This is a genomic window from Fischerella major NIES-592, assembly GCF_001904645.1.
Classification (GTDB): domain Bacteria; phylum Cyanobacteriota; class Cyanobacteriia; order Cyanobacteriales; family Nostocaceae; genus Fischerella; species Fischerella thermalis.
This window is the reverse complement of sequence record NZ_MRCA01000005.1, coordinates 45,799-64,441: the sequence shown is the minus strand read 5'-3', so window position 1 is coordinate 64,441 and position 18,643 is coordinate 45,799. Positions and strand designations below refer to the sequence as shown.

Genomic DNA, 18,643 nt, shown 5'->3' with positions numbered 1-18,643 from the left:
CTCATGACAGGACAATTGCTTATTGTGTGTTCGGTAAACTATGGTGGTGAAGTTATGAGTTGAATCCGACTCTGACAGCTTATGGACAACGACAATACTGTCACTGACAAAGCCTAACAACAAGATACCAAAAACCTAAATATGATTAATTTTTTTAGTAGCTGTGATGAAGAATAATTTGTCACCAGAACACATGAAAATAATCTTACTTCCTTGTGCCTTCTATTTATTGGATGCCCGCTCCTACGTATAACATCAAAATCTCATGACAAACAACACAAAAAAAATTATTACTTCTGGTGAAAAGAATCGTGGGCAAACCCTGAAACTTAAGGGCAAGCGAGTCGTTTCTCCTTCTTTTCGTCCTCCGATGAAAAAGGTGGATGGACAAAACCAGCACAAACCAACTCAAGATAGCGATTTGATTTATGGTCGCTATCCAGTCTTGAGTGCCTTGGAAAGTCAGCGCCTGCTGAATCGTATTTGGATTACTTCTCGCCTACGCTATGATCCCCGTTTTCACTCTCTGATTTTACAAGCTAAGGACAATGGCACGATCATTGATGAGGTAGAACCCAAGCGCTTAGATCAAATTACTGAAGGTGGTAATCATCAAGGTGTAGCAGCACAAATTGCTCCCTATGCCTACATCGAATTACACGAGTTGATCGAAAACAGCAAATCCGTAACCAATCCAGTCATTGTTGCTGCTGATGGGATCACTGATCCCCATAACTTAGGAGCAATTATTCGTACAGCAGAAGCGATTGGCGCTCAAGGGTTGATTATCCCCCAACGGCGGGCTTCTGGAATCACTTCTACAGTTATGAAAGTAGCAGCAGGTGCTTTAGAACACTTTCCAGTTGCGAGAGTAGTGAATCTGCACCGTGCTTTGGAAGAATTGAAAGCCGCAGGTTTCTGGATTTACGGTACTGCTTGTGAAGGTAGCGAACCGATCAACACAGTAGATTTCAATGGTGCGATCGTTTTAGTAGTGGGATCTGAAGGAGAAGGTCTAAGTTTGTTGACACAACGTTGTTGTGATGTCTTAGTATCAATTCCTTTACAGGGTAAGACTCCTAGCCTCAATGCCTCCGTTGCTGCGGGGATGGCATTGTATGAAATTTATCGTCAACGCTGGGAAAAAAATACGCTACACTTCGATAAACTACAAAAAACTACTTGGAAAAACAATAGTAACAGAGTATAAAGAAGTAAAAAGAAATGTAAAACCACAAAACAGCAGCAAACGTTTACAACCCAATACAACGTTAAAACAACTGGCAAAGACCATGAAAACTATTTGGGAACAATCTAGGGAATTTTTGATTAATACATTTCAGACTTTGGGATTGGCTTGGTGGGTTGAAATTGCAACAGAGAATCCCAAATGTACGTACTACTTTGGTCCATTTCTCAACTCGGCAGAAGCAAAGGCCGCTATTAAAGGGTATGTAGAAGATTTGGAACAAGAAGGGGCCCAAGGAATCATTGTGAATGTAAAACGCTGCAAACCAGATGTCTTGACAATTGCTGAAGACCTGGGGGAACGGATTGACCGCAAAGTACAGCCTGCCTTTAGCGGTCAAATGTGATTACAAGGCTTTTTTTGTTGTTTGTTGGTTGTTGGTAGCTCCAAGCAACTGTCAACCGCCAACTATCAACTAAATCTATTGACTAAATCTATTGACTGTTTCTGGATGCCCTTCCAACCAACTATCTATATCACTCAATACCTGATCGGGAATTTCCCATGGGAAAAGGTGAGCAGTGTTTGGATAGCACTGCCACTGGCAATTTTTCAGGTGTCGGGCTGTTTCTATACTAGAGTCGGGTGTGATGTGGTAGTCTTGAGAACCTGCTAGTACTAAAGCAGGACACTGAATTTGTTCAAGGTCAGCGAGGCGATTGTAACCTGCTTTGATTGCCGTGTAGAGAGCCCGAGTTGCAGTCGCTGAAGTTTGTAAATAGGCTGACACAGCATCCCTGGCTATGTAGTTATAGGTAGTAGCAGTATGTTGTTGGATCAGGTAGCGAAATAGCGATCGCTTGCCGAATGTCTCAATATTCCACTGCCAACCTGGCTTAATCAAGTTCAAAACAGAGGCAATTCCAGTGTAGAGATTATCCTCCCAAGTTATAGGTGGATGGTTTCCTCTCGGTCTTGCAGCAGTGGCAACCAAAATTAACCCTGTGACACGTTCAGGTAGCCGCAGTGCCAATTCCATCGCTAAAATGCCACCCAGCGACCAACCCAATATCAGACATTTTTGCATCTGAAAACTGTCTAGCAGGCTCTCTAGGTCATTTAAATGGTCATTCATGTCAAAATTGTCATTAAACCGACTTTTGCCATAGCCACGAAGGTCTGGGGCAAAAGTTTTGAAGCGTTTGGAGAGGTGATGGGTGAAAACAGAAAGACTAGAACCAGAACCAGGATGACCGTGTAAACAGAGAATGGGGAAGCCTTCACCTTGAATGTAGACATTGAGAGGTATGGCCGGGGAATTTTGAAAATAAGAGCGATCGCCCATGATTCTAAGCCTTACTTTTGCATGACACAATTACAGCCCACAACTAAAATTGTAGTGACTGTCGCTAAATCAGTTGACAAGAATGATCCCATCTTCATCTTCTTACACTGATTCTATATATCCTCCTGCATAATTAATAACGCACATCTGCCTGTAAGTGGGGTGAATACCAAAAGCGACTCCCGTAACTTTAAAAGCTGGGTTAAAAATATTGTGGCGATGACCGCGATCGCTCACTCCATCATCGATAATTAGCTGCATAACAATATCTTGGGCTGTGTGCGAACCATAACTAATGTTTTCACCAGCAGTACTTTGCCAAGTTCCGTAGCGACTCAGGCGCGTGAAGGGATCGCTACCATCACTCCCATCATGACCTGTTGCACCTGTGGAACCTTGGTCTTTGACGTGATCTTTTGCTGCTAAAGACATACCCTGAGATGGCCTTAAAGCACCCATATGGCGAACTGATTTGAGATATGCGATCGCTTCATCAACAGCCGCCACACCTTCTTGAGTTTGTAAATAGACATTGTGAGAAATTCGGACTTGATTACCCACAAAGCGACTTTTATACTCTTCGAGTACAGCAACATAACTTTGGGGATCTGTCCTCGCTTTATTCATTTCCACAATTACTTGTTGTTCCAGTGGCGAGAGGTAATCTGCCTGTATTTGGGGAGCAGAAGTCGCTACAGGTGTTTCAGTAGCCACAGAGTAAGGTTGTAGCACTTGATTTACAGTACAGCCAGAGATGAGAGAAATAGGAGTAAATATCCAAGATAGCAGCCGATGCATTAATTACCTCAAAACTTGACATGGTATGAATCCTGGTTTAACCGCACCCTAACCCTCCCCTTGTAAAGGGGAGGGGACTGGATTTTCGGTTTCCCCCCGAAATCGCGGGGATTTAGGGGGGTAAAACACGGTAGTTTTGTAAGAGAGAGGTTTTCTAGATCCAGTGAAAAATCAGAATATATGTTGAGATCCACAGAATAAGAGAAACTTTCCGGATGTGCTTGCCAAGAAGTAATACTGATGAGATTTTTAACAATTTTTTTGGAAGGAATTTTCTTGGATGCAAGAATATTGTATAAATTTTGAATTGGTGCAAAACTGAATTATTTACGGTTAAAAACCCTTTATTTATAAAAAGTTTTTAACCAACTAACTACTAAAAATCAACAATCAACTATCAACAAAATTAACTAGATTTTTCCTGATAGCCACCTGCATAATCTATCACGCACATTGTTCGGTATTTGGCATGGCTTCCATAAGCAACCCCTGCAACTTTAAAGCGGGGTTAAAGATGTTTTTGCGATGACCGCGATCGCTGACGCCATCATCAATAATCAACTACATAACGATCTCTTGAGCAGTGCTTGGGCCATAGCTAATGTTCTCCCCAGCAGTGACTAGCCATTTGCCATAACGATTCATACGCACGGAGGGATCGCTACCATCACTAGCATAGTGACCAGTTGCACCTTTAGGCCCTTGGTCTTTGACATGATCTCTTGCTGCCAAAGACATACCTTTAGAATCCTCTTACCTTCTGGCTTACGTGTTCCGCCTTAACAGGAGTTTAAATCTACTTAGCACGCGCTAAAATATCCTCTAAGTCAGATAGTTGTATAGCACCAGAAACAGTTTCACTGTTAATAATAAAAGATGGTGTGCCAGAAAGCCCTAATTTTTCAGCTAATTGTAGATCTTGAACAATTGCAGTATTAGCAATACGTCTATCTGTTTCAAATTTTGCTAAATCTAAATTCAACTTTTTAGCGATATTTAGATATAAAGATTCACCTAATTTGTTTTGATTAGTAAATAATGCATCATGATATTCCCAAAACTTTCCCTGTTGTTGTGCTGCCCAAGCTGCTGTTGCCGCTGGCATTGCTTCGGCATGTATTGGAGTTAAGGGAAAATGTTTATAAACAAGCTTGACATCTTTTTGATGCTTAGCTAACACTTTTTTTAAAGTTTGATGAGCTTCAGCACAGTAGGGACATTGAAAGTCAGAAAACTCTATCAATAGAGTTTTTGATTCCCTTGCTCCAATTGTGGGAGAATCAGCGATTACTGCTTGAGGATTGGTTTTTAAATCCTCTAAAAATGCTTGCCGTTCTTTTTGTACTTTCTGTGCTTGTTGCTGTTGATAAACCTGAACAGATTCAATAATGACTTCTGGGTGCTGGCGGATAACTTGTAAAATCTGTTCTTCTAGTTGCGGATTAATGTGAGTAGCAGCTTGTGCTGGCAATGACAAAGCAAGAAGCAGTAATGGGCATAATACCAACAAGGTACGGAGATATTGCAGAACTTGCCCAAATGCAGGTAAGAATTTACTCATAAAGTCATTGTGGTTGAAATTTTTACATTTTAATATTTTCTGAGATGGGCAAGTGCGATCGCGTTACTTAATTAATATCAAGTTTGGCTCATTGCTTACGAGATTATGCTCATACCATTTCATATTAATTACAATACATTTAAATCCTGTACCAGACGTGCCATGGCACGTCTGGTACAACACAAATATTTTTCACGCTTAAAGGGAATTGGTATTAGTTGTTGGGTATTGGGCATGGGAAAATCATCGGTATCTTAATTACCAATTACCAATTACCAATTACCAATAGTTAATTTTTGACTGCATTAATTAATTCCATTATTTTCTCAAATTGAAAGTTTTCAGCTAAATCACTCAGAAAGTTGATCAGCAAAGATTTTTCGGGAGGGATTTGCTCAAGTAAATCTAAAATCAAGTCATCACTGCATTGAGCAGCAGCATAATGCACCTTTGTCAACCACTCGCTTGGCATTTTTGATAATAGAGAAACTATATCAATGGAATTTAAAAGTGTTTCTGTATTTGTTTGCTTTTGCGATAATTTTAAATGACTTTCTTGTTGGTAAAGATATTTTACTCCTAGATATTGGCTAAGTTTTTCTAGCAACAGTTCTTCACGGAAGGGTTTATTAATAAAATCATCACACCCAGCCGAGATCATTGCCTGTCGTTGTTCCTCGAAAGCATTGGCAGTGAGGGCGATGATGATAGTAGGGGAAGAAGACGCCCAGACGCGGAGAGTGGGAGACGCGGAGAAATTATCAACAACATTCTCCCTGTCCCCGCGGAGTATCCTCATGTCCCCCTTGTCTTGTCTTTCTCTGCGTTTAATTTCCCTGGTAGCTTCGTAACCATCCATAATTGGCATCCGCATATCCATGAGGATGAGATCGGGTAGCCAGGATTCCCAAATAGAGATGGCTTGTTTACCATTAGTAGCTTCCCTGACAGAAAAGCCAATAGATGTCAGCAATTTTACTAATAGCAAACGACTATCATTAGCATCATCAACTACCAAAATCCGGTACTCAGGTTCATTAGGTGCTATACCAATTACTTGATGATGTACGGAAGTGGTGGTTTGAATTTCATCCACAGAAGCGATACCAATCTGAATATAAAAGGAAAATACACTGCCTACACCCACAGTACTGCTGACGTTGATCTCACCTCCCATTAACTGCACGTACTTGCGGCTAATTGCTAAACCTAGCCCAGTTCCCTGCTGCGATTTTCTACCTGCTTCGGTTTGTCCAAAAGCTTGAAAAAGTAAATCAATTTCTTCTGGGGAAATACCAGGTCCGGTGTCTTGTATCTCGAAGCAGAGGTGGGGCTTCTGTGATGGGGTGGTGGGGAGATGGGGAACTTGGGGCCCCCGCTCCCCCAAGGGAGTGGGGATTAGGGGAGGTGGGGTAAAATTTTTCTCCCCATCTCCCAATCCCTCAATCTCCCTATCATCTTTCTTTCCATCTGTGAGAAAAACGCGTAACTTTACGCTTCCTGTCTCAGTAAATTTAATGGCATTGCCCAAGACATTGAGTAAAACTTGCCGCAGTTTACTAGAGTCTGTTCTTACATATCTAGGAATTTCGGGTGCATATTCAAATACTAGTTTTAACCCTTTGGCTACAGCACGGATGTGCAACATTTCTTGGAGATTGTCCAGTAGATAAATTAAATCGAAGCTAGATAAATTCAATGTGGTTCTACCAGCTTCGATTTTGGACATTTCCAAAATATCGTTGATTAAATTGAGTAGGTGTTCGCCAGCACGATTGATGATTGCCAGATTCTGTTTGTTTTCAGAGGAGAGAGTGCTGTCACGACTCATGATTTGGGTGAAGCCAAGGATTGCATTGAGGGGGGTGCGTAATTCATGGCTCATGTTGGCTAGGAATTCACTTTTGGCACGGTTAGCAGCATCAGCAGCGATGACAGCTTTTTGGAGTGCGCTTGATTGCTTTTGAGTTCGTGCTAGTAATTCTGCCTGCTGCAAAGCTACTCCCAATTGATTGCCAATTTGCACGACAATGTTAATTTCTCCTTTTTTCCATTGTCGAGAACTGGAATTTTGATAACTTGCTAGTAGTCCCCAAAGTTGATTACCACAAAAGATAGGAACTGTAATGTAGGCTCTGACTTGAAAGCGTTCTAACAGATTGATGTAACAAGGATCAAACCCAGCTGTATAAATATCTGGTACGCACAGGAAACTCGCACCTCTGGTATACACACCACCTTGGGTTTGTTGCAGATAGGTATCAAGTACTTGGTTATCTCCACTATTCAAAGTTGTGACTGTACAGCGTTCGTTTTGGGTAGTAGTTTCTCTGAGATGAGGTTGATCTTGTTGTTGTTCAATTAGCGATACCCAACCGCTTGCTACTGACTCGGCAACAAAATCGCCACTCCAGTCAGGGTTAAAACGATACACAACGACGCGATCGCAATTCAGCACTTGCCGCAATTCTTGGGTAGTGGCAGTAAAAATTGTTGCCAGATCCAGTGTCTGACGCATTCTCTGAATAACTTGAGCTATGGCTCTTTCTCTGTCTGCACTTTCGCGTAAGGCATCTTCGGCAAATTTGCGTTCGGTAATATCTGTGACTGTGCCAATGTAGCCTTTAAATTCACCATCATCTCCAAATTCTGGTAAGGCTTGACCTATGACCCAAATAACCCTGCTATCAGTGTGTACAAAGCGATACTCAGAATAAAAAGGCTTTTTTGTTGATATTGTTTCTTGCCACTCAGCAAAGACGCGATCGCGATCATCTGTATGTATAATTTCATGCCAATACTTATCTAAATCAGCTTTGGAAGCAAGTCCGGTAATCTCACTAAAACGCTGATTGACATACAGGTACTTACCATGAGGATCAGTGTGGAAAATGCCTACAGGTGAGGCTTCTGCTAAAGTTTGGTAGCGACGTTGACTTTCTTGCAAAGCTAGTTCAGTATGCTTACGATCTGTGATTTCTATCACAACTGTACCTACACTAGCGGGGTGATTGTCCTCTCCAAAAATGGGGAAGTAAGAAGTTAAAAAATGCCGTATAATACCAGGCTGCAAAGGTAATGCTGTACTTAGCTCTATGTTGAGAACAGGCTTACCAGTTTGCATGACTTGTTTGTGGATTGATGCGATCACAGGAGCTACTTGGGGTACTATTTCCCAAAGGGTCTTGCCTATATGCTCACTTTGGGATAATCCATTAATACCTGCTAGCACTTCGTTGATCTGCACATATCGCAATTCCTCATCTAATATTGTTAACCCTACAGGAGCGCAGGAGAAAAAAGCATGGAGGCGGGCTTCCCGTAAAGCTAATTCTCTTTCTAAAGTTTTACGTTCGGTGATGTCTTTGTGCGTACCCGTCATCCGTAGCGGTTCTCCCGATTCATCGCGCTCAAAAACCTGAGCGCGAGACTGTATCCATTTCCATTCATCGGATTTAGAACGCAGGCGAAATTCTACTTCATAAACTGGACTTTCACCACGCAAATAAGCATCCAATGCTGATTTGATAACTGGTGCATCGTCTGGATGCACCAACTCCCCAAAAGCGTGGGAATCATCTGTAATTTCCTGTGGTTCGTATCCCAGCATTTTCTTCCATCGCCAGTCACGATAGACTTTGCCAGTTTTGATATTCCAATCCCACAATCCTAAATCACTAGCTTCTAGTGCCAGTTGTAAACGTTCTTCGCTTTGGCGATGGGCTGCTTCTACCTGTTTACGTTGAATGAGCGCCCCTAGTTGAGCTGCGACAGCACCCACTAAATAGAGCAAACGGCGATCCAAAGCATGGGAGGTGTTTTTAAAAAAGGCGAGTACAGCTACTACTTGATTATCAGCTAAAATTGGCACGGCAAAACCTGCTTTTAATCCGATTTGCGCTGCTTGGTGCGTTCGCACAAAAGCTGATTCTGTCACTTGAGAAACATCTTCTATCCATTCTGGCTTTTGCTGGTGCCAAACTCGCCCCAACAATCCCATACCTTTTTCGAGTCTGACAATCTGGGTGTATTGGCAAAATTCTTCTAAGTTGTTGTGGCGTCCATACCAACCTAAGCTATATTCCAAAGCAGTGCCGTTGGCATTGGGTATCCACGCTTCAGCAAAATCCCAATCGATAGTAGTACAGATGAGGCGTAGAACAAGGGCTAGGGCATCGTTGACATCTACAGCACGACTAATGGCTTGGGTTGTTACCAATAATAAACGGCTTTCATTTTCAGCTTGCTTACGTTCTGTGATGTCATGAGCAGTACCAAGTAAGTACTGTTGTCCGTCTATTTCTATCAATTCAGCACTGAACAGTGTCGTCTTTAGCTCTCCGTTGGCAGTACGGAACTCAACCTCGTGATTGCGAATTGCTTTTGTATGGCGCAGAACTTGGGTGAGCATGGTACATTCTTCTTGATTCACCCAAATATTTAATTCTCGATAATTGCGATCAATTACCTGAGAACGAGAATAGCCAAAAAATCTACAAAAGCTATCATTAACTTCTATGTAGCGGATCTCTGGGAAAGTAGTGAGGGTGATGGGATCGGGAGATGAGCGAAAGGCTGAGGCTAGCTTGGCTTCCGACTGTCGCAGTGCTGCTTCGGTGCGTAACCTCTCCCGTGCTTCTAGTGCTAGGGAGACTAAATTGCTCAAAGAGCGTGCAAAATTTTGATCTTCTGGTGTCCAATCACGAGTAGTACCTGTGTGTTCTAGACATAACACACCCACTGTCATACCCTCCAGCTTGACGGGTGTGTCAAGCATTGCAGTAATTCTCAGTGGACTTAAATAAGATTCAGAAAATTCTTTGGTTCTAGAGTCGGTATGGGCGTCTGTGGCTACAATTGGTTGGTCTTGCTGCAGGGCTTGAAAATAAGATGGGTAGTCTGCTACTGCTAGAGAACCACCGTCGCTGTGCCGATTACTACTTTTTTCAAATAAGTCAAGGCATTGGATTTGAGTACGTGTTTCCTCATATAGCCAGATACTGACTCGTTCTACTTCGATATTTTTGGCTGCCGCTTCAGTGATATTACGTAAAGCAGCTTTTAAATCACCTTGATAAAGTACTTGATTTTTGGCAAGTTGGGTTAATACTAAGTTGTGATTGCGAAGCTTGTCAGCACTTGCTGTTAGCGCTTGTTCTGCGCGTTTGCGCTCTGTAATATTGGTGGCTGTGCCTGTAACACCGACTATTTTACCCTCTTCATCTTCTACGGCGATCGCATTCAAAATCAGGTAGACTAAGCTACTATCTTTGCCAATGCGGATGGTTTCATACCCAAAAATAGACTCTCCATTGAGGATACACTCAAATGCGCCAAGGTCTTGGGCAAGTTGTGCCGATGGAACAAATTCAGTGAAGCAACGCCCGATCATCTCCTGTTGTTCATAACCAAGAATCTGTTTGACAGCAGAGTTGACATAGGTAATGCATCCGGAAGTATCCACTGACCAAATGATATCCCGGGAGGTTTCTACTAAGTGACGATACTTACTTTCACTGGCTCTTAAGGCTGCTTCCGCGTTGAGGCGATCGCGAATTTCTTGCTCTAATTTTATCCGGGCTTGTTTTTCCTGTTCTAGTAGTTTGGCTTGGGCGAGGGCAATTCCCAATTGGGCGGCGATCGATTCTAGGAGTTCCATTTCTTGTGGACTCCAGTCTCGGTAGCGATCGCACTGATGTAAACAAATCATGCCATTTGCTTGGCTGTTGTAAGAAGTGCGTACTGCTAGTATGGACTTGATGTTATATTCTCGGCATAATTCTTGACAATTCTTTAATAAGGGATAAGTATAAACATTTTTAACTGCTATAGCTTGATCTTGAGCTAATAACTGTTGAACGTGAGGATTTCCGCTTACAGGTATTTTATAATGACTTATAGAAGTACACCCAGTAGTCAAAAATTCTGCAAATATGGGGATTTGAGGAGTTGGTGAGTCTACGTAACTATGAATCAGGGCACGGCTTACATCCAAAGCCTCTCCTATTTGTTGCGCAGCAGTTTTGATAATATTTTCTGTGTCTAATTCCGAACGGATTTTGTTTGTAATTTTCCTGAGAATATTACTACGTTCTAGTTGTTGTTGTAATTCTAAATCTGATTTATAGCGTTCATAGGCTATAGAAATTGCTCCGCCAACTGCTTGTAAAAAAGCGATCTCTGAAGCTTCCCAAAGACGTGATTCTATACAATTATCAAAGCCAATAAAACCTAAAAATTCTCCCTTAGCAATAATTGGCAAAATTAGAATCGAAAGTATACCTTGCGGTTCTAAAATTGCCCGTTCTGATGCGGGTAATTCTGCGACAATGCCAGAAATAATTTTGCCCTGTGGCAGTAAAGCAGCCCAGCGAGGAAAATATTCTTCATAAGGCAAGTTTTGCAGAATGGGATTATTAATTTCGGAATTAATACCCTCAGCACACCACTCAGCCCGTTGACTCATCAGCAACTTGCCATCATCTGCATAATGATTCTCAAATACGTAGACGCGACTCGCCTTGGAAGCACCTCCCAGAATTGGCATAATATCTTGGTAGCATTTATTGCTGTCATCAAATGACAGCAACCGATGCTGTACTTCTACCAGTGCTGTCAGATATTGTTCGCGCAACTGTCGCGCGGCTTCAATACGTTGACATTGTTGCATTTCCAGCAGCAACTGTTCGTTTTGTTTTTTGAGTTGCTGTTGGAGTTTCTGGATAGTAATTTGATTTTCTACACGTACTAAAACCTCTTCTGCTTGAAAGGGCTTAGTAATGTAGTCTACAGCACCAATTTTAAAAGCTTTAACTTTGTCAAAAACATCATGATACACACTGAGAAAAATTACCGGAATATGGCAAGTCGCTTCATCGGCTTTCAGTTGTTGACAAACTTCATAGCCATCTATATCTGGCATTTTAATATCAAGCAAAATCAGATCCGGTAAAGCTAATTTTGCTACTTCTAGAACCATTGAACCTGTAATTAAACCCCGGACTGCATACCCATATCGGGACAAAGTAGCAGATAAAGCTTGTAAATGTTCCCAGGAGTCATCAACTATGAGGATGCTTCCTTTGCTTGTTTGCTGTGAATTGCTGCTACCCATAATTGGTTTTTAATTGACGTGGTTTAGAAACGCCACCAGGTTTTTTGCAAGTGACTGAGAATACCTATTGCGATCGCTACCAATAACAACATTAAAATAATTCCTCCAGGAAGAAAAGTCAGTACCCCAAATCCCCTTAATACCCAGACGGCGATTGTAATCCCAAGAACAATACCAACTGCTTGGGTTAATCTGCGATTTAATTTAGAAGAAGATTGGCTCATATTGCTACCTATTGTCTCAACAATTAAGCTTATTCCAAGGATGAAGTATGAAGTGTGAAGTATGAAATATTAATCACTATTTTTAAACATCTGTTTTTAGCTTTATACCAATTTAATATGAAGTTACAGACAAATAACCCCACCCCGAAATCGGGGAGGAGATTAAGGGGTGAGGTATAAAGATATTTGTGCAAGGGGTTTATTCTACCGATGAATATGGCAGTTTTTGGATTTTTAAGTATTATTATTTACAATTTTTAGTGATTAAAATCACTTTAGGTTCATGAAATTTTGGGCATAATAGCCGAGAAAACAGCATCTCCGGAAATTATATATCTGGAGTTGGAATTAGAATTGATCGGATAGACTCTATCAATTGAAGTGATCACACCTTATAAACCGATGAAATAAGTAGCTATCATGAACTGCATAGGCCAGGAAAGAGTTAAAGATCAAAAGCTAGGAAAGAAACTTTTTCCTTCTACCTTTTGCATAGCTAACTACCTTCTGCTTTCGATGTGTTGAGGAGTGAGTGAAACGTTATGTCTGCATCTTATATTTCAGACTCATTTACCACAGGTTTGCCAATGACTTGGAGTCAAGACAAGCAACAGAAAATCATCCAGGGTGAAATTTTTACAGAAACGCGAACGCATACGTCTTGGGGTGGTTGTGTTACTGCTTGGATGTATTTACCCCTGCTGCGATCGCAAGTATTTTCCCAACTAACAGATTACCCTCGTTGGGTACAGTATTTTCCTGATATTACCAGAAGCGAGGTTTTGCAAATCAAAGGTGAAGCCAAGCGTCTGTATCAAGCAGCACAAAAAGTCTTCTTGTTTTTCACAGCCCATGTGGAAATTTACCTAAACGTCATTGAAGAATTAGGACAAAGAGTGCAATTTCGCCTAGAAAAAGGTACTTTTCACGACTTCAGCGCTGAATTATACTTACAAGATTATGCTAACGGTACTTTGTTGAGCTATACAGTACAAGCGACTCCTAACATCCCCATACCGTCTATTTTTATTCAACAAGCAATGAATTTTGAATTGCCTGCAAATATGCGTAAAATGCGACAAGTTATTTGTAATGCTCAGTAAAATCAATGTCACAGGCACAAGAAATATTAGACTTTTGGTTTGGTAAGCCCGATCAACCTAATTACGGTAAACCACAGGAATTTTGGTTCCAAAAGAAACCAGAGTTTGATGAACAAATACGAAATAGGTTTTTTAAAGATTATCAAAAAGCAGCAGAGGGTTACTTAGATGACTGGATGGAATTTCCAGAGTCTTGTTTAGCACTAATTTTACTGCTAGATCAGTTTCCTCGTAATATGTTTCGTGATACTCCACAAGCCTTTGCCACCGATTGGGAAGCACTTTCAACAGCTCATCATGCTGTTGCCCAAGGATATGATCAAAAATTGCTACCTGTACAGCGTTGGTTTATTTATTTACCTTTTGAACACAGTGAAAACCTAGAACATCAACGTCAAGCAGTTAAGTTATTTAAACAACTCAGTGATGATCCTGATAGTGCTAGCTGTATTGAGTATGCAATTCGTCATATGGAGGTGATTGAACGTTTTGGTCGTTTTCCTCACCGAAACGCAATTTTAGGAAGAACTTCAACTCCAGACGAAAAGGAGTTTTTGAAACAATCTAATTCGTGGTTTTAGCTAAGTTTCATCTCAAGCAGAGGGGTTCATTGGGACAGCCCTCTGCCTTCTGCCTTATCCCAACGACAATGATTTACAATAGCTAAATTATCATCTCACTGCGTAAATCCTACACAAAGACTTATATCTCCACCAAACCATGCCAAATCCAGTTCAGTTTCAGTGAAGTTGTAACCAATAGAAGCAGCAAAATCAACTATTTTGCTTTTGTCCCAATTCCAGACACCAAAAACGCCTTTGTTAGAACATTTGTTATAGTATTGCTCGTAGAGAACTTGATCAGAATTTAAAAGCTCATAAAAAGCATTAACCTGTTCTAGCGACATAAAATGTTGTTTCCAATAGGATTTTGTGAACTTACTAAAATCTACACGGCTTACTAGAGGATTTCCGTTAAGACAGTTTTTATATTCAATGTATTTGCTTTGTCACAAGGATAAATTTTTCGGCAACGTCAATTCTTCCAATGGTCACTAAAACATTTTGTTTCTTAATAACCCACTAGCCAAATCTATCGCAAGAAGGAAAGTGTGAAAGGAGGTGGGGAGATGGGAGAATGGGGAGTGTGAGGGGTGGGGGGGAGTGTGGGAGAATCAATATTAACAAATGACCCATGACAAATGACAACTAACTACTAACTATTAACTACCAACAATCAATAAGCAACAAAATTACCAAGTACGATAATTACGTGCTGTTTTGTTGCAAGGCTGAATTTCGTCTCCAAATACCCACCCTTGTGTACCATCAGCAAGTCGTACTTGAACAAAATCTCCCCTTGCTTGAATAAATAAAACTTTTTCACCAAGATTCAATTGTTTTAATGCACCAACTTCTGTTTGTGGTTCTGGACGCAGTTTTGCTAATAATTTGCCGCCAGAGGGAGATACAAGACGACACATTTGTGGTGCTTGGGAAATGAGATTTTGTTGGGAATTACCTCTGCTTAAATTAACGGTATTTAATACTATGATACCCGCGATCGCACTCATGAAAGCAGCCGTACCTGTCTTGAGTAATGGTCGTTGCGCTTTTTTGGGAGCGACTGAAACAATCATAGACCGAGGTGGTAGTGAGGGCTTAGCTACTTCTTCGGACTTTTTAAATTGAGATACCCGTATTGTCTTTAGTACAGGTTGTGGTGATGCTAATGTAATTGCAAAACGTTTAGCATACTCTATCGGGGTGTAACCATCACTATACTCTTTGCAGGTTATATCTTTAACCCTAAAATCCTGTTGACCCAAACGTATGTGACTACCAACAGCAAGAGGTATTTCCCCAGCTAAAAGCAACTGTCCATCAACGATTGGCGGGTTTTGCTGTCGTAAATTTCGTAAATAAAATCTTTGCTTTTCGGTATGAAAAAATATCTCAGCGTGCAGTCCAGATATTGTCGGATCTGGTAAAACAATATCGCACTCTTGAGGGTTGCGGCCAATACGTATTTTACCTATATTTTTACTAGCTTGATTCTCAAGAATCGTACGATATTTAATTTGTCCGTCTTCTATCCACTCTATTGTTAATTGATGTAATTTCTTACTGACAATTTCTGATTTTATCTCAACTTCTGCTGCTTCTGTTTCACTAGAATTAATTAATAATTCTCGCAGTGCTTCTAATGTCTCAGTCGCCGTTTGGTAGCGGTCTTTGAAATGATAACGAGTCATCTTAGTAAGGACATCAGCAAACTCTGGAGTCACAGAGGTGAGTTCTTGCCAAAGTACTTCTCCTGTCTCCGGATCATCTTGTAGTGTATGCGGATGTACTCCTGTTAATGCTTGAATACCCATCATCCCCAAAGCATAAATATCACTGCTGGGACGAGGTACACGCCGGATTTGTTCAGAGGGCATATAACCACGAGTACCAACAACAATTGTCATATTTTGCTTTCCTGACCCAATTATCGTTTGGTTTCGCAATTGTTTAATTGCCCCAAAGTCAATTAAAACTAATTGATTATCACTAGCACGTCTAATCAGATTATCTGGTTTGATGTCGCGATGAATTACTCCTTGACCGTGGACAAATTCTAAAATGCTTAATATTTCAATAAGCATTTTAATAGTTTGTTTTTCTGTCCATTTTTGTCCGACAAAAAATTCTCTACTGAGGGGATGTCCCTCAATAAACTCTTGAACTAAGTAGAATTGTTGGTCTTCTTCAAAGTAAGCTAAAAGCCTTGGTATCTGGTCGTGGTTACCTAACTTTTGCAGGGTTTCGGCTTCTTTTTGAAATAGCCTCCTGGCAATTTCTAAAGATTCTGAGTCCGTACTAGTAGTTTTAAGATGTTTAAGAACACACTTAGGTTTTCCGGGAAGATGTATGTCTTCAACGATATAAGTTTGACCAAATCCCCCCTCACCCAATACTTTAAGGACTTGATAGTGTCCTGCGAGTAACTGACCAATCATATTGTAAAGGTGATGATGAAAAAGTTAATCCAAATTTGCTTCACAATTTAGTTGTTTAACTTGTTTTCCCCTCCCCTATTTATCTCAAGTGCTACATCAAAAAAAGATTAAAATTTGGCGATTGTAAGGCATCTTATTGTCATTGATTGGCATTTTTGTCACTTTTTTGACCATCAGTAGACATAAATAAAAAGCCTGGTAAATCAATGAATAACAAATCTACAGAGTTTATGTTGCCAAACTGGCAACTATCATCGTAAACTATATTTTTACTTAAATTTAATATTTGTTTTATTCAGAAATAATCACAAATTTATAAATTTTGATTTTCATAAATTCCGCTGTTTATGCTACTAAATTTATAAAAAATAAAATTTTAATTTTAAGACAGAAAAAGCTGATTACTAGTATTAGATTTACTAGCATTGTGGCAAGATTATTTGAATAATTGTTCTATGGAAATAAAAACATTATAAATGTTTCCTGACAAAATAGAGTAAAAAACTTGTAAATATCCAGTTAAGTTGGCGATTTGTTTAAATTTAAGCCAACACGATAACACAGATTAGCGGCTGACATCCTCTCCCAACTAGTAGAGATAATTGCTGTAACAATGGTAACTATGATGCAATTGCAAATAAAATTCTGTTACACCGATAATCATGCAATTGTTACAAAAATCACAAAAAAGTTAGACAAAGTTATATTTGGCTTGAAAATCAATTTAATTACTTAAAATATAGAAAAAAATAGACACTTTTGATTGTCAATCAAGATTGAGATAGTTTTCAGCTGGTGCGTATAAAGTTGTATACCTTACAGCAAAAAGATGTATACTCACTCTTTTAATCTATTTTGGGGGCAATTCATATGCGATCGCACCAATGTTTTTTTGCTGATATCTTGCACCTACGCCATATCTTGCCTTGGAATTTATTTCAAGGCTAATAGCACAAGTCCGTTTCCAACAGACTCAAAGACTTGGCATTCTGAAAATTTAGTGCAAGATATCAGTAGACATCACGTGCTACAAGCCGGGAAACCCGTCCAACGCAGTCGCTCCGCTGCCCGTCGATTGCGAACTCCCGTAGACGCACTCATAAGCTTAAGGCAGAGAGAGTACCCGCAGGGCTTAAGGTAAGGGTGGAGTGGACATTGGGCGTTGGAAATTACCAATAACCAACTAACAACCTTATGAAAACAAATCAGCACGGGGTCTAAAATTTTCAATCTGTCGTATTTTTTCGTATAATTGCCGTTCTTCTTGGCTAATATTTTTAGGAGTAACTATTTGAATTTCTACTAATTGGTCGCCGCGTTTACCTTTGTCGCTGGGATAACCCTTACCAGCTAAACGTAATCTTTGTCCAGATCTAACTCCGGGAGGAATGGTCATTTTTACCAAACCATCAAGGGTTGGTGCTTCAACTTGACCTCCCAATACAGCTTCACTGGGAGTAATGGGGATTTGACAGTAAATATCTGTGCCTTCTATTTTAAAAAGAGGATGAGGTTCGACAGTGATTTTTAAGTATAAATCGCCACCATTGATGCCTTGATTACGGAGACGAATAATTTGACCTGTTACCATTCCTGCGGGCATTTCTACTTCTAGCGATCGCCCATCCTCTAGGCGGATTCTTTCCAAACCACCGTGATAAGCTTTTTCTAGAGGTAGAGATAATCTTGCTTCGATATCTCGCTTTGTAGGGCGTTGGTTTGGGGTATATGCAACTTTTGTTCTCGGGGTACGAAATGGATCGGCGTTGGTGGTATTAGCAGCTGTAGATGTGGCGTTTCGACCAGTTTTTACACCAATGACTTCATTAATAAAGGTTGTAAAATCCGAATAATTACTAGGGTTTACATCCTGGGTACTGCGACCATTGCTACGGCTATCCGCGCCCCAAGGTTTTTTCTGTGCTTGTTTATCAAAGCCTTTTTGCTTCCAGTAGCGGCTGAATTGGTCGTATTGGGCTCGCTTTGTGGGATCGGAGAGGATTTCATAAGCTTCACCGATATCCTTAAATTTTTCCTCTGCTGCTTTGTTCCCTGGATTCAGATCTGGGTGATACTGCCTAGCTAAGCGTCGGTAATTTTTTTTAATTTCTTCATTGGTGGCATCTTTAGATACTCCCAAAACTTCGTAATAATCGCGAAAATTCCGCAAATTCTGCATAATCAGTTTTAAATAAAGATTTAGTTTTTAAGATAGTTGGTTGTTGGTTGTTGATAATGAATGATCAATTGTTAGCGGTTGGTAGTTGTTGGAAAAAACAAATAACCACTAATCATTAGCTACTGACTA

12 protein-coding genes and 1 pseudogene are annotated in these 18,643 nt (G+C 40.5%); 4 read left to right on the top strand and 9 right to left on the bottom strand.

The window, feature by feature from the left end:
* Positions 1-265 precede the first annotated feature (265 nt).
* Both rlmB and NIES592_RS11160 read left to right on the top strand, forming a co-directional pair.
* A complete protein-coding gene (gene rlmB / locus NIES592_RS11165; protein ID WP_062246357.1) occupies positions 266-1,210 on the top strand; it encodes a 23S rRNA (guanosine(2251)-2'-O)-methyltransferase RlmB in 945 nt (314 codons plus the stop codon).
* A gap of 82 nt (positions 1,211-1,292) precedes the next feature.
* A complete protein-coding gene (locus NIES592_RS11160) occupies positions 1,293-1,595 on the top strand; it encodes a DUF1816 domain-containing protein (protein ID WP_009454169.1) in 303 nt (100 codons plus the stop codon).
* A 75-nt stretch (positions 1,596-1,670) separates the two neighbouring features.
* On the opposite strand, the gene NIES592_RS11155 is transcribed toward NIES592_RS11160, so the two are convergent.
* The 6 genes and pseudogenes from NIES592_RS11155 to NIES592_RS11130 all read right to left on the bottom strand — a co-directional run bounded on the left by NIES592_RS11155 (position 1,671) and on the right by NIES592_RS11130 (position 12,231).
* Positions 1,671-2,534 (bottom strand): alpha/beta fold hydrolase, encoded by an 864-nt coding sequence (locus NIES592_RS11155; RefSeq protein WP_073555763.1) that lies wholly within the window; start codon positions 2,532-2,534, stop codon positions 1,671-1,673.
* 102 nt (positions 2,535-2,636) lie between these two features.
* A complete protein-coding gene (locus NIES592_RS11150) occupies positions 2,637-3,332 on the bottom strand; it encodes a CAP domain-containing protein (RefSeq protein ID WP_062246353.1) in 696 nt (231 codons plus the stop codon).
* A 406-nt stretch (positions 3,333-3,738) separates the two neighbouring features.
* Positions 3,739-4,079 (bottom strand): annotated as a pseudogene (locus NIES592_RS11145) (CAP domain-containing protein); the annotation flags it as partial.
* Between the two features lie 49 nt (positions 4,080-4,128).
* Positions 4,129-4,893 (bottom strand): DsbA family protein, encoded by a 765-nt coding sequence (locus NIES592_RS11140; RefSeq protein WP_073555762.1) that lies wholly within the window; start codon positions 4,891-4,893, stop codon positions 4,129-4,131.
* A 289-nt stretch (positions 4,894-5,182) separates the two neighbouring features.
* Positions 5,183-12,007 carry a PAS domain S-box protein gene (locus tag NIES592_RS11135; RefSeq protein ID WP_073555761.1) on the bottom strand — a complete coding sequence of 2,275 codons (6,825 nt, stop codon included), beginning with the start codon at positions 12,005-12,007 and terminating at the stop codon, positions 5,183-5,185.
* Between the two features lie 23 nt (positions 12,008-12,030).
* Positions 12,031-12,231 (bottom strand): hypothetical protein, encoded by a 201-nt coding sequence (locus NIES592_RS11130; RefSeq protein WP_009454175.1) that lies wholly within the window; start codon positions 12,229-12,231, stop codon positions 12,031-12,033.
* Positions 12,232-12,773: 542 nt separating this feature from the next.
* On the opposite strand from NIES592_RS11130, the gene NIES592_RS11125 reads away from it, so the two are divergent.
* Positions 12,774-13,334 carry an SRPBCC family protein gene (locus NIES592_RS11125; RefSeq protein ID WP_062246347.1) on the top strand — a complete coding sequence of 187 codons (561 nt, stop codon included), beginning with the start codon at positions 12,774-12,776 and terminating at the stop codon, positions 13,332-13,334.
* 5 nt (positions 13,335-13,339) lie between these two features.
* Positions 13,340-13,915: a DUF924 family protein gene (locus NIES592_RS11120; RefSeq protein WP_009454177.1), complete on the top strand. Its 576-nt coding sequence runs from the start codon at positions 13,340-13,342 to the stop codon at positions 13,913-13,915.
* Between the two features lie 95 nt (positions 13,916-14,010).
* Here the strand turns inward: NIES592_RS11120 and NIES592_RS11115 are convergent, their stop codons facing one another.
* The 3 genes from NIES592_RS11115 to NIES592_RS11105 all read right to left on the bottom strand — a co-directional run bounded on the left by NIES592_RS11115 (position 14,011) and on the right by NIES592_RS11105 (position 18,514).
* Complete coding sequence (locus tag NIES592_RS11115) at positions 14,011-14,241, bottom strand: Nif11-like leader peptide family natural product precursor (RefSeq protein WP_073555760.1); 231 nt, start codon at positions 14,239-14,241, stop codon at positions 14,011-14,013.
* Positions 14,242-14,586: 345 nt separating this feature from the next.
* On the bottom strand, positions 14,587-16,335 hold the full coding sequence (locus tag NIES592_RS11110; RefSeq protein WP_062246344.1) for a protein kinase domain-containing protein: 1,749 nt from the start codon (positions 16,333-16,335) through the stop codon (positions 14,587-14,589).
* 1,192 nt (positions 16,336-17,527) lie between these two features.
* Positions 17,528-18,514 carry a DnaJ C-terminal domain-containing protein gene (locus NIES592_RS11105; RefSeq protein ID WP_009454180.1) on the bottom strand — a complete coding sequence of 329 codons (987 nt, stop codon included), beginning with the start codon at positions 18,512-18,514 and terminating at the stop codon, positions 17,528-17,530.
* Between the last annotated feature and the right edge of the window lie 129 nt (positions 18,515-18,643).

Coding starts and splice junctions, on each gene's coding strand:
- rlmB (WP_062246357.1), top strand. CDS start 266: ATGACAAACAACACAAAAAAAATTATTACTTCTGGTGAAAAGAATCGT.
- NIES592_RS11160 (WP_009454169.1), top strand. CDS start 1,293: ATGAAAACTATTTGGGAACAATCTAGGGAATTTTTGATTAATACATTT.
- NIES592_RS11155 (WP_073555763.1), bottom strand. CDS start 2,534: ATGGGCGATCGCTCTTATTTTCAAAATTCCCCGGCCATACCTCTCAAT.
- NIES592_RS11150 (WP_062246353.1), bottom strand. CDS start 3,332: ATGCATCGGCTGCTATCTTGGATATTTACTCCTATTTCTCTCATCTCT.
- NIES592_RS11140 (WP_073555762.1), bottom strand. CDS start 4,893: ATGAGTAAATTCTTACCTGCATTTGGGCAAGTTCTGCAATATCTCCGT.
- NIES592_RS11135 (WP_073555761.1), bottom strand. CDS start 12,007: ATGGGTAGCAGCAATTCACAGCAAACAAGCAAAGGAAGCATCCTCATA.
- NIES592_RS11130 (WP_009454175.1), bottom strand. CDS start 12,231: ATGAGCCAATCTTCTTCTAAATTAAATCGCAGATTAACCCAAGCAGTT.
- NIES592_RS11125 (WP_062246347.1), top strand. CDS start 12,774: ATGTCTGCATCTTATATTTCAGACTCATTTACCACAGGTTTGCCAATG.
- NIES592_RS11120 (WP_009454177.1), top strand. CDS start 13,340: ATGTCACAGGCACAAGAAATATTAGACTTTTGGTTTGGTAAGCCCGAT.
- NIES592_RS11115 (WP_073555760.1), bottom strand. CDS start 14,241: ATGTCGCTAGAACAGGTTAATGCTTTTTATGAGCTTTTAAATTCTGAT.
- NIES592_RS11110 (WP_062246344.1), bottom strand. CDS start 16,335: ATGATTGGTCAGTTACTCGCAGGACACTATCAAGTCCTTAAAGTATTG.
- NIES592_RS11105 (WP_009454180.1), bottom strand. CDS start 18,514: ATGCAGAATTTGCGGAATTTTCGCGATTATTACGAAGTTTTGGGAGTA.